The 12,596-nt window shown below is 52.1% G+C and carries 9 protein-coding genes; all 9 read left to right on the top strand.

The genetic code is table 11. The features are described 5' to 3' along the window. Window positions 1-83: EF-Tu C-terminal domain-related protein (locus tag HEN21_RS19775; protein WP_000340868.1), on the top strand; the 83-nt coding region annotated here is incomplete at its 5' end. A gap of 229 nt (window positions 84-312) precedes the next feature. Further along, on the top strand, window positions 313-696 hold the full coding sequence (gene secE, locus HEN21_RS19780; protein WP_001275702.1) for a preprotein translocase subunit SecE: 384 nt from the start codon (window positions 313-315) through the stop codon (window positions 694-696). A gap of 1 nt (window position 697) precedes the next feature. Next, complete coding sequence (nusG, locus tag HEN21_RS19785) at window positions 698-1,243, top strand: transcription termination/antitermination protein NusG (RefSeq protein ID WP_001287521.1); 546 nt, start codon at window positions 698-700, stop codon at window positions 1,241-1,243. A gap of 158 nt (window positions 1,244-1,401) precedes the next feature. After that, window positions 1,402-1,830, top strand: a complete 429-nt coding sequence (gene rplK / locus HEN21_RS19790; protein ID WP_001085926.1) for a 50S ribosomal protein L11 — start codon at window positions 1,402-1,404, stop codon at window positions 1,828-1,830. A gap of 3 nt (window positions 1,831-1,833) precedes the next feature. Continuing rightward, a complete protein-coding gene (gene rplA, locus HEN21_RS19795; RefSeq protein WP_001096683.1) occupies window positions 1,834-2,538 on the top strand; it encodes a 50S ribosomal protein L1 in 705 nt (234 codons plus the stop codon). A gap of 291 nt (window positions 2,539-2,829) precedes the next feature. Next, complete coding sequence (gene rplJ, locus HEN21_RS19800; RefSeq protein WP_001207201.1) at window positions 2,830-3,327, top strand: 50S ribosomal protein L10; 498 nt, start codon at window positions 2,830-2,832, stop codon at window positions 3,325-3,327. Between the two features lie 66 nt (window positions 3,328-3,393). After that, window positions 3,394-3,759, top strand: a complete 366-nt coding sequence (rplL, locus tag HEN21_RS19805; RefSeq protein WP_000028878.1) for a 50S ribosomal protein L7/L12 — start codon at window positions 3,394-3,396, stop codon at window positions 3,757-3,759. A gap of 319 nt (window positions 3,760-4,078) precedes the next feature. Continuing rightward, window positions 4,079-8,107, top strand: a complete 4,029-nt coding sequence (rpoB, locus tag HEN21_RS19810; protein WP_000263098.1) for a DNA-directed RNA polymerase subunit beta — start codon at window positions 4,079-4,081, stop codon at window positions 8,105-8,107. A 76-nt stretch (window positions 8,108-8,183) separates the two neighbouring features. Next, window positions 8,184-12,407 (top strand): DNA-directed RNA polymerase subunit beta', encoded by a 4,224-nt coding sequence (rpoC, locus tag HEN21_RS19815; protein ID WP_000653937.1) that lies wholly within the window; start codon window positions 8,184-8,186, stop codon window positions 12,405-12,407. Window positions 12,408-12,596 lie beyond the last annotated feature (189 nt).

Consider the following 12,596-nt stretch of genomic DNA (forward strand, 5'->3'; position numbering starts at 1 on the left):
CGATGGACGACGGTCTGCGTTTCGCAATCCGTGAAGGCGGCCGTACCGTTGGCGCAGGCGTTGTAGCTAAAGTTCTGAGCTAATTGCCGATAACATTTGACGCAATGCGCAATAAAAGGGCATCATTTGATGCCCTTTTTGCACGCTTTCGTACCAGAACCTGGCTCATCAGTGATTTTCTTTGTCATAATCATTGCTGAGACAGGCTCTGTTGAGGGCGTATAATCCGAAAAGCGAATACGCGTTTCGATTTGGTTTGCCTCGCTATCGCGGGGTGAAAATGTTTGTAGAATACTTCTGACAGGTTGGTTTATGAGTGCGAATACCGAAGCTCAAGGAAGCGGGCGCGGCCTGGAAGCGATGAAGTGGGTCGTTGTGGTGGCATTGCTCTTGGTGGCAATCGTCGGCAACTACCTTTATCGCGACATTATGCTGCCGCTGCGTGCGTTGGCCGTAGTAATTCTGATTGCTGCAGCGGGTGGTGTCGCGCTGTTAACGACAAAAGGTAAAGCAACCGTTGCTTTTGCCCGTGAAGCGCGTACCGAAGTCCGTAAGGTCATTTGGCCGACTCGCCAGGAAACATTGCACACCACGCTGATTGTGGCTGCGGTTACCGCAGTAATGTCACTGATCCTGTGGGGACTGGATGGTATTCTGGTTCGCCTGGTATCCTTTATCACTGGCCTGAGGTTCTGAGATGTCTGAAGCTCCTAAAAAGCGCTGGTACGTCGTTCAGGCGTTTTCCGGTTTTGAAGGCCGCGTAGCAACGTCGCTGCGTGAGCATATCAAATTACACAACATGGAAGAGTTGTTTGGCGAAGTCATGGTTCCGACTGAAGAAGTCGTTGAGATCCGTGGCGGTCAGCGTCGCAAAAGCGAACGCAAATTCTTCCCTGGCTACGTCCTCGTTCAGATGGTGATGAACGACGCGAGTTGGCACCTGGTGCGCAGCGTACCGCGTGTGATGGGCTTCATCGGCGGTACTTCCGATCGTCCTGCACCAATCAGCGATAAAGAAGTTGATGCGATTATGAACCGCCTGCAGCAGGTTGGTGATAAGCCGCGTCCGAAAACGCTGTTTGAACCGGGTGAAATGGTTCGTGTTAATGATGGTCCGTTCGCTGACTTCAACGGCGTAGTTGAAGAGGTGGATTACGAGAAGTCTCGTCTGAAAGTCTCTGTTTCTATCTTCGGTCGTGCGACCCCGGTAGAGCTGGACTTCAGCCAGGTTGAAAAAGCCTAATCCAGCGATCAAAAAAGCGGCGATTAAATCGTTGCACAAGGCGTGAGATTGGAATACAATTTCGCGCCTTTTGTTTTTATGGGCCTTGCCCGTAAAACGATTTTTTATATCACGGGGAGCCTCTCAGAGGCGTTATTACCCAACTTGAGGAATTTATAATGGCTAAGAAAGTACAAGCCTATGTCAAGCTGCAGGTTGCAGCTGGTATGGCTAACCCGAGTCCGCCAGTAGGTCCGGCTCTGGGTCAGCAGGGCGTAAACATCATGGAATTCTGCAAAGCGTTCAACGCAAAAACTGATTCCATCGAAAAAGGTCTGCCGATTCCGGTAGTTATCACCGTTTACGCTGACCGTTCTTTCACTTTCGTTACCAAGACTCCGCCGGCAGCAGTTCTGCTGAAAAAAGCGGCTGGTATCAAGTCTGGTTCCGGTAAGCCGAACAAAGACAAAGTGGGTAAAATTTCCCGCGCTCAGCTGCAGGAAATCGCGCAGACCAAAGCTGCCGACATGACTGGTGCCGACATTGAAGCGATGACTCGCTCCATCGAAGGTACTGCACGTTCCATGGGCCTGGTAGTGGAGGACTAAGAAATGGCTAAACTGACCAAGCGCATGCGTGTTATCCGCGAGAAAGTTGATGCGACCAAACAGTACGACATCAACGAAGCTATCGCTCTGCTGAAAGAGCTGGCGACTGCTAAATTCGTAGAAAGCGTGGACGTTGCTGTTAACCTCGGCATCGACGCTCGTAAATCTGACCAGAACGTACGTGGTGCAACTGTACTGCCGCACGGTACTGGCCGTTCCGTTCGCGTAGCTGTATTTACCCAAGGCGCAAACGCTGAAGCTGCTAAAGCTGCAGGCGCTGAACTGGTAGGTATGGAAGATCTGGCTGACCAGATCAAGAAAGGCGAAATGAACTTTGACGTTGTTATTGCTTCTCCGGATGCAATGCGCGTTGTTGGCCAGCTGGGTCAGGTTCTGGGTCCGCGCGGCCTGATGCCAAACCCGAAAGTGGGTACTGTAACTCCGAACGTTGCTGAAGCGGTTAAAAACGCTAAAGCTGGCCAGGTTCGTTACCGTAACGACAAAAACGGCATCATCCACACCACCATCGGTAAAGTGGACTTTGACGCTGACAAACTGAAAGAAAACCTGGAAGCTCTGCTGGTTGCGCTGAAAAAAGCAAAACCGACTCAGGCGAAAGGCGTGTACATCAAGAAAGTTAGCATCTCCACCACCATGGGTGCAGGTGTTGCAGTTGACCAGGCTGGCCTGAGCGCTTCTGCAAACTAATGCCTTTACGTGGGCGGTGATTTTGTCTACAATCTTACCCCCACGTATGCTAACGAAAGTTAGCAGCTAAAAAGATTTGTTCGTTGGAGCCTGGCCTATCCAGGCCTCCGTCGAAGACCGCAGGAGTTTCGCAAGAAACTTAATCCCCTGCGTAGACGGTGACAGAACGCTAAGATTATTCTTTTATATTCTGGCTTGTTTCTGCTCACCGTAATTAAGACGCTCTCTCCATTTGGAGGAGTGAAGTGAGTTCCAGAGATTTTCTCTGGCAAACATCCAGGAGCAAAGCTAATGGCTTTAAATCTTCAAGACAAACAAGCGATTGTTGCTGAAGTCAGCGAAGTAGCCAAAGGCGCGCTGTCTGCAGTGGTTGCGGATTCCCGTGGCGTGACTGTAGATAAAATGACTGAACTGCGTAAAGCAGGTCGCGAAGCTGGCGTATACATGCGTGTTGTTCGTAACACCCTGCTGCGTCGTGCTGTTGAAGGTACTCCGTTCGAGTGCCTGAAAGACGCGTTTGTTGGTCCGACCCTGATTGCATACTCTATGGAACACCCGGGCGCTGCAGCTCGTCTGTTCAAAGAGTTCGCGAAAGCGAATGCAAAATTTGAGGTCAAAGCCGCTGCCTTTGAAGGTGAGCTGATCCCGGCGTCTCAGATCGACCGCCTGGCAACTCTGCCGACCTACGAAGAAGCAATTGCACGCCTGATGGCAACCATGAAAGAAGCTTCGGCTGGCAAACTGGTTCGTACTCTGGCTGCTGTACGCGATGCGAAAGAAGCTGCTTAATCGCAGTTATCTTTTTAACGCATTCGCTTACGTATAAACTTATTCTGATATTCAGGAACAATTTAAATGTCTATCACTAAAGATCAAATCATTGAAGCAGTTGCAGCTATGTCTGTAATGGACGTTGTAGAACTGATCTCTGCAATGGAAGAAAAATTCGGTGTTTCCGCTGCTGCTGCTGTAGCTGTAGCTGCTGGCCCGGTTGAAGCTGCTGAAGAAAAAACTGAATTCGACGTAATTCTGAAAGCTGCTGGCGCGAACAAAGTTGCTGTTATCAAAGCAGTACGTGGCGCAACTGGCCTGGGTCTGAAAGAAGCTAAAGACCTGGTAGAATCTGCACCGGCTGCGCTGAAAGAAGGCGTGAGCAAAGACGACGCAGAAGCACTGAAAAAAGCTCTGGAAGAAGCTGGCGCTGAAGTTGAAGTTAAATAAGCCAACCCTTCCGGTTGCAGCCTGAGAAATCAGGCTGATGGCTGGTGACTTTTTGGTCACCAGCCTTTTTGCGCTGTAAGGCGCCAGTAGCGTTTCACACTGTTTGACTACTGCTGTGCCTTTCAATGCTTGTTTCTATCGACGACTTAATATACTGCGACAGAACACCCGTTCTGTGTAAATCGCAATGAAATGGTTTAAGCGTGATAGCAACAGGCATTGCGGAAAGTGTTCCATTTTCCGGTCAACAAAATAGTGTTGCACAAACTGTCCGCTCAATGGACAGATGGGTCGACTTGTCAGCGAGCTGAGGAACCCTATGGTTTACTCCTATACCGAGAAAAAACGTATTCGTAAGGATTTTGGTAAACGTCCACAAGTTTTGGATGTACCTTATCTCCTTTCTATCCAGCTTGACTCGTTTCAGAAATTTATCGAGCAAGATCCTGAAGGGCAGTATGGTCTGGAAGCTGCTTTCCGTTCCGTATTCCCGATTCAGAGCTACAGCGGTAATTCCGAGCTGCAATACGTCAGCTACCGCCTTGGCGAACCGGTGTTTGACGTCCAGGAATGTCAAATCCGTGGCGTGACCTATTCCGCACCGCTGCGCGTTAAACTGCGTCTGGTGATCTATGAGCGCGAAGCGCCGGAAGGCACCGTAAAAGACATTAAAGAACAAGAAGTCTACATGGGCGAAATTCCGCTCATGACGGACAACGGTACCTTTGTTATCAACGGTACTGAGCGTGTTATCGTTTCCCAGCTGCACCGTAGTCCGGGTGTCTTTTTTGACTCCGACAAAGGTAAAACCCACTCTTCGGGTAAAGTGCTGTATAACGCGCGCATCATCCCTTACCGTGGTTCCTGGCTGGACTTCGAATTCGATCCGAAGGACAACCTGTTCGTACGTATCGACCGTCGCCGTAAACTGCCTGCGACCATCATTCTGCGTGCCCTGAACTACACTACTGAACAGATCCTCGACCTGTTCTTTGAAAAAGTTATCTTTGAAATCCGTGATAACAAGCTGCAGATGGAACTGGTGCCGGAACGCCTGCGTGGTGAAACCGCATCTTTCGACATCGAAGCTAACGGTAAAGTGTACGTAGAAAAAGGCCGCCGTATTACTGCGCGCCACATTCGCCAGCTGGAAAAAGACGACGTCAAACTGATCGAAGTCCCGGTTGAGTACATCGCAGGTAAAGTGGTTGCTAAAGACTACATTGATGAGTCTACCGGCGAGCTGATCTGTGCAGCGAACATGGAGCTGAGCCTGGATCTGCTGGCTAAGCTGAGCCAGTCTGGTCACAAGCGTATCGAAACGCTGTTCACCAACGATCTGGATCACGGCCCATATATCTCTGAAACCTTACGTGTCGACCCAACTAACGACCGTCTGAGCGCACTGGTAGAAATCTACCGCATGATGCGTCCTGGCGAGCCGCCGACTCGTGAAGCTGCTGAAAGCCTGTTCGAGAACCTGTTCTTCTCTGAAGACCGCTATGATCTGTCTGCGGTTGGTCGTATGAAGTTCAACCGTTCTCTGCTGCGCGAAGAAATCGAAGGTTCCGGTATCCTGAGCAAAGACGACATCATTGATGTTATGAAAAAGCTCATTGATATCCGTAACGGTAAAGGCGAAGTCGATGATATCGACCACCTTGGCAACCGTCGTATCCGTTCCGTTGGCGAAATGGCGGAAAACCAGTTCCGCGTTGGCCTGGTACGTGTAGAGCGTGCGGTGAAAGAGCGTCTGTCTCTGGGCGATCTGGATACCCTGATGCCTCAGGATATGATCAACGCCAAGCCGATTTCCGCAGCAGTGAAAGAGTTCTTCGGTTCCAGCCAGCTGTCTCAGTTTATGGACCAGAACAACCCGCTGTCTGAGATTACGCACAAACGTCGTATCTCTGCACTCGGCCCAGGCGGTCTGACCCGTGAACGTGCAGGCTTCGAAGTTCGAGACGTACACCCGACTCACTACGGTCGCGTATGTCCAATCGAAACCCCTGAAGGTCCGAACATCGGTCTGATCAACTCCCTGTCCGTGTACGCACAGACTAACGAATACGGCTTCCTTGAGACTCCGTATCGTAAAGTGACCGACGGTGTTGTAACTGACGAAATTCACTACCTGTCTGCTATCGAAGAAGGTAACTACGTTATCGCCCAGGCGAACTCCAACCTGGATGAAGAAGGCCACTTCGTAGAAGACCTGGTAACTTGCCGTAGCAAAGGCGAATCCAGCTTGTTCAGCCGCGACCAGGTTGACTACATGGACGTATCCACCCAGCAGGTGGTATCCGTCGGTGCGTCCCTGATCCCGTTCCTTGAACACGATGACGCCAACCGTGCATTGATGGGTGCGAACATGCAACGTCAGGCCGTTCCGACTCTGCGCGCTGATAAGCCGCTGGTTGGTACGGGTATGGAACGTGCTGTTGCCGTTGACTCCGGTGTAACTGCGGTAGCTAAACGTGGTGGTGTCGTTCAGTACGTGGATGCTTCCCGTATCGTTATCAAAGTTAACGAAGACGAGATGTATCCGGGTGAAGCAGGTATCGACATCTACAACCTGACCAAATACACCCGTTCTAACCAGAACACCTGTATCAACCAGATGCCGTGTGTGTCTCTGGGTGAACCGGTAGAACGTGGCGACGTGCTGGCAGACGGTCCGTCCACCGACCTCGGTGAACTGGCGCTTGGTCAGAACATGCGCGTAGCGTTCATGCCGTGGAATGGTTACAACTTCGAAGACTCCATCCTCGTATCCGAGCGTGTTGTTCAGGAAGACCGTTTCACCACCATCCACATTCAGGAACTGGCGTGTGTGTCCCGTGACACCAAGCTGGGGCCGGAAGAGATCACCGCTGACATCCCGAACGTGGGTGAAGCTGCGCTCTCCAAACTGGATGAATCCGGTATCGTTTACATTGGTGCGGAAGTGACCGGTGGCGACATTCTGGTTGGTAAGGTAACGCCGAAGGGCGAAACCCAGCTGACTCCAGAAGAGAAGCTGCTTCGTGCGATCTTCGGTGAGAAAGCGTCTGACGTTAAAGACTCTTCTCTGCGCGTACCAAACGGTGTTTCCGGTACGGTTATCGACGTTCAGGTCTTTACTCGTGATGGCGTAGAAAAAGACAAACGTGCGCTGGAAATCGAAGAAATGCAGCTGAAGCAGGCGAAGAAAGACCTGTCTGAAGAACTGCAGATCCTCGAAGCGGGTCTGTTCAGCCGTATCCGTGCTGTGCTGGTAGCCGGTGGCGTTGAAGCTGAGAAGCTCGACAAACTGCCGCGCGATCGCTGGCTGGAGCTGGGCCTGACCGACGAAGAGAAACAAAATCAGCTGGAACAGCTGGCTGAGCAGTATGACGAACTGAAACACGAGTTCGAGAAGAAACTCGAAGCGAAACGCCGCAAAATCACCCAGGGCGACGATCTGGCACCGGGCGTGCTGAAGATTGTTAAGGTATATCTGGCGGTTAAACGTCGTATCCAGCCTGGTGACAAGATGGCAGGTCGTCACGGTAACAAGGGTGTAATTTCTAAGATCAACCCGATCGAAGATATGCCTTACGATGAAAACGGTACACCGGTAGACATCGTACTGAACCCGCTGGGCGTACCGTCTCGTATGAACATCGGTCAGATTCTGGAAACCCACTTGGGTATGGCTGCGAAAGGTATCGGCGATAAGATCAACGCCATGCTGAAACAGCAGCAAGAAGTCGCGAAACTGCGCGAATTCATCCAGCGTGCGTACGATCTGGGCGCTGACGTTCGCCAGAAAGTTGACCTGAGTACCTTCAGCGATGAAGAAGTTATGCGTCTGGCTGAAAACCTGCGCAAAGGTATGCCAATCGCAACGCCGGTATTCGACGGTGCGAAAGAAGCAGAAATTAAAGAGCTGCTGAAACTTGGCGACCTGCCGACTTCTGGTCAGATCCGCCTGTACGACGGCCGCACTGGTGAACAGTTCGAACGTCCGGTAACCGTAGGTTACATGTACATGCTGAAACTGAACCACCTGGTCGACGATAAGATGCACGCGCGTTCCACTGGTTCTTACAGTCTGGTTACTCAGCAGCCGCTGGGTGGTAAGGCACAGTTCGGTGGTCAGCGTTTCGGGGAGATGGAAGTGTGGGCGCTGGAAGCATACGGCGCGGCATACACTCTGCAGGAAATGCTCACCGTTAAGTCTGATGATGTGAACGGTCGTACCAAGATGTATAAGAACATCGTGGACGGCAACCATCAGATGGAGCCGGGCATGCCAGAATCCTTCAACGTATTGTTGAAAGAGATTCGTTCGCTGGGTATCAACATCGAACTGGAAGACGAGTAATTCTCGCTCAAACAGGTCACTGCTGTCGGGGTAAAACCCGGCAGCGGATTGTGCTAACTCCGACGGGAGCAAATCCGTGAAAGATTTATTAAAGTTTCTGAAAGCGCAGACTAAAACCGAAGAGTTTGATGCGATCAAAATTGCTCTGGCATCGCCAGACATGATCCGTTCATGGTCTTTCGGTGAAGTTAAAAAGCCGGAAACCATTAACTACCGTACGTTCAAACCTGAGCGTGACGGCCTTTTCTGCGCCCGTATCTTTGGGCCGGTAAAAGATTACGAGTGCCTGTGCGGTAAGTACAAGCGCCTGAAACACCGTGGCGTCATCTGTGAGAAGTGCGGCGTTGAAGTGACCCAGACTAAAGTACGCCGTGAGCGTATGGGCCACATCGAACTGGCTTCCCCGACTGCGCACATCTGGTTCCTGAAATCGCTGCCGTCCCGTATCGGCCTGCTGCTGGATATGCCGCTGCGCGATATCGAACGCGTGCTGTACTTCGAATCCTATGTGGTTATCGAAGGCGGTATGACCAACCTGGAACGCCAGCAGATCCTGACTGAAGAGCAGTATCTGGACGCGCTGGAAGAGTTCGGTGACGAATTCGACGCGAAAATGGGTGCGGAAGCAATCCAGGCCCTGCTGAAGAGCATGGATCTGGAGCAAGAGTGCGAGCAGCTGCGTGAAGAGCTGAACGAAACTAACTCCGAAACCAAACGTAAAAAGCTGACCAAGCGTATCAAACTGCTGGAAGCGTTCGTACAGTCTGGTAACAAACCAGAGTGGATGATCCTGACCGTTCTGCCGGTACTGCCGCCAGATCTGCGTCCGCTGGTTCCACTGGATGGTGGTCGTTTCGCGACTTCTGACCTGAACGATCTGTATCGTCGCGTCATTAACCGTAACAACCGTCTGAAACGTCTGCTGGATCTGGCTGCGCCGGACATCATCGTACGTAACGAAAAACGTATGCTGCAGGAAGCGGTAGATGCCCTGCTGGATAACGGTCGTCGCGGTCGTGCAATCACCGGTTCTAACAAGCGTCCTCTGAAATCTTTGGCCGACATGATCAAAGGTAAACAGGGTCGTTTCCGTCAGAACCTGCTCGGTAAGCGTGTTGACTACTCCGGTCGTTCTGTAATCACCGTAGGTCCATACCTGCGTCTGCATCAGTGCGGTCTGCCGAAGAAAATGGCACTGGAGCTGTTCAAACCGTTTATCTACGGCAAGCTGGAACTGCGTGGCCTCGCTACCACCATCAAAGCCGCTAAGAAAATGGTTGAGCGCGAAGAAGCTGTCGTTTGGGATATCCTGGACGAAGTTATCCGCGAACACCCGGTACTGCTGAACCGTGCACCGACTCTGCACCGTCTGGGTATCCAGGCATTTGAACCGGTACTGATCGAAGGTAAAGCTATCCAGCTGCACCCGCTGGTTTGTGCGGCATATAACGCCGACTTCGATGGTGACCAGATGGCTGTTCACGTACCGTTGACGCTGGAAGCCCAGCTGGAAGCGCGTGCGCTGATGATGTCTACCAACAACATCCTGTCTCCGGCGAACGGTGAACCAATCATTGTTCCGTCTCAGGACGTTGTACTGGGTCTGTACTACATGACCCGTGACTGTGTTAACGCCAAAGGCGAAGGCATGGTGCTGACTGGCCCGAAAGAAGCTGAGCGTATTTATCGCGCTGGCCTGGCCTCTCTGCATGCGCGCGTCAAAGTGCGTATCACTGAATACGAAAAAGATGCTAACGGTGAATTAGTAGCGAAAACCAGCCTGAAGGACACGACCGTTGGCCGTGCCATTCTGTGGATGATTGTACCGAAAGGTCTGCCTTACTCCATCGTCAACCAGGCGCTGGGTAAAAAAGCAATCTCCAAAATGCTGAACACCTGCTACCGCATTCTCGGCCTGAAACCAACCGTTATTTTTGCGGACCAGATCATGTACACCGGCTTTGCATATGCAGCGCGTTCCGGTGCATCGGTTGGTATCGATGACATGGTCATCCCGGAGAAGAAACACGAAATCATCTCCGAGGCAGAAGCAGAAGTTGCTGAAATTCAGGAGCAGTTCCAGTCTGGTCTGGTAACTGCGGGCGAACGCTACAACAAAGTTATCGATATCTGGGCTGCGGCGAACGATCGTGTATCCAAAGCGATGATGGATAACCTGCAAACTGAAACTGTTATCAACCGTGACGGTCAGGAAGAGAAGCAGGTTTCCTTCAACAGCATCTACATGATGGCCGACTCCGGTGCGCGTGGTTCTGCGGCACAGATTCGTCAGCTTGCGGGTATGCGTGGTCTGATGGCGAAGCCGGATGGCTCCATCATCGAAACGCCAATCACCGCGAACTTCCGTGAAGGTCTGAACGTACTCCAGTACTTCATCTCCACCCACGGTGCTCGTAAAGGTCTGGCGGATACCGCACTGAAAACTGCGAACTCCGGTTACCTGACTCGTCGTCTGGTTGACGTGGCGCAGGACCTGGTGGTTACCGAAGACGATTGTGGTACTCATGAAGGTATCATGATGACCCCGGTTATCGAGGGTGGCGACGTTAAAGAGCCGCTGCGCGATCGCGTACTGGGGCGTGTAACTGCAGAAGACGTTCTGAAGCCGGGTACTGCCGATATCCTCGTTCCACGCAACACGCTGCTGCACGAACAGTGGTGTGACCTGCTGGAAGAGAACTCTGTCGACGCGGTTAAAGTACGTTCTGTTGTATCCTGTGACACCGACTTTGGTGTATGTGCGCACTGCTACGGTCGTGACCTGGCGCGTGGGCACATCATCAACAAAGGTGAAGCAATCGGTGTTATCGCGGCACAGTCCATCGGTGAACCGGGTACTCAGCTGACCATGCGTACGTTCCACATCGGTGGTGCGGCGTCCCGTGCGGCTGCTGAATCCAGCATCCAGGTGAAAAACAAAGGTAGCATCAAGCTCAGCAACGTGAAGTCGGTTGTGAACTCCAGCGGTAAACTGGTTATCACTTCCCGTAACACCGAACTGAAACTGATCGACGAATTTGGTCGTACCAAAGAAAGCTACAAAGTACCTTACGGTGCGGTACTGGCGAAAGGCGATGGCGAACAGGTTGCTGGCGGCGAAACCGTTGCAAACTGGGACCCGCACACCATGCCGGTTATCACTGAAGTAAGCGGTTTTGTTCGCTTCACCGATATGATTGACGGTCAGACCATTACTCGTCAGACCGACGAACTGACCGGTCTGTCTTCGCTGGTGGTTCTGGATTCCGCAGAACGTACCGCAGGTGGTAAAGATCTGCGTCCGGCACTGAAAATCGTTGATGCTCAGGGTAACGACGTTCTGATCCCTGGTACTGATATGCCTGCGCAGTACTTCCTGCCGGGTAAAGCGATTGTTCAGCTGGAAGATGGCGTACAGATAAGCTCCGGTGACACCCTGGCGCGTATTCCGCAGGAATCTGGCGGTACTAAGGACATCACCGGTGGTCTGCCGCGCGTTGCGGACCTGTTCGAAGCACGTCGTCCGAAAGAGCCGGCAATCCTGGCTGAAATCAGCGGTGTCGTTTCCTTCGGTAAAGAAACCAAAGGTAAACGTCGTCTGGTTATCACTCCGGTAGACGGCAGCGAACCTTACGAAGAGATGATTCCGAAATGGCGTCAGCTCAACGTGTTCGAAGGTGAACGTGTAGAACGTGGTGACGTCATTTCCGACGGTCCGGAAGCGCCGCACGACATTCTGCGTCTGCGTGGTGTTCATGCTGTGACTCGTTACATCGTTAACGAAGTACAGGACGTATACCGTCTGCAGGGCGTTAAGATTAACGATAAACACATCGAAGTTATCGTTCGTCAGATGCTGCGTAAAGCCACCATCGTTAACGCGGGTAGCTCCGACTTCCTGGAAGGCGAACAGGTTGAATACTCTCGCGTCAAGATCGCAAACCGCGAACTGGAAGCGAACGGCAAAGTGGGTGCAACTTACGCCCGCGATCTGCTGGGTATCACCAAAGCGTCTCTGGCAACCGAGTCGTTCATCTCTGCGGCATCGTTCCAGGAGACCACTCGCGTACTGACCGAAGCAGCTGTTGCGGGCAAACGCGATGAACTGCGCGGTCTGAAAGAGAACGTTATCGTGGGTCGTCTGATCCCGGCAGGTACGGGTTATGCGTATCACCAGGATCGTATGCGCCGCCGTGCTGCGGGCGAAGCTCCGGCTGCACCGCAGGTGACTGCAGAAGACGCGTCTGCCAGCCTGGCAGAACTGCTGAACGCAGGTCTGGGCGGTTCTGATAACGAGTAATCGTTAATCCGCAAATAACGTAAAAACCCGCTTCGGCGGGTTTTTTTATGGGGGCGATTCAGAGGGCAAAGTTTTTACGGAAAATATTAAGAAAGGCAGGGCGAAACGAGGAAGAAGCTTTTCGCCCTGGACAACATTCCTGCTGACGGCACTACCATAAAAAAACGCAAGGCTTTCAACAACCTTGCG

The organism is Escherichia sp. 93.1518 (assembly GCF_013368915.2).
Taxonomy (GTDB): Bacteria; Pseudomonadota; Gammaproteobacteria; order Enterobacterales; family Enterobacteriaceae; genus Escherichia; species Escherichia ruysiae.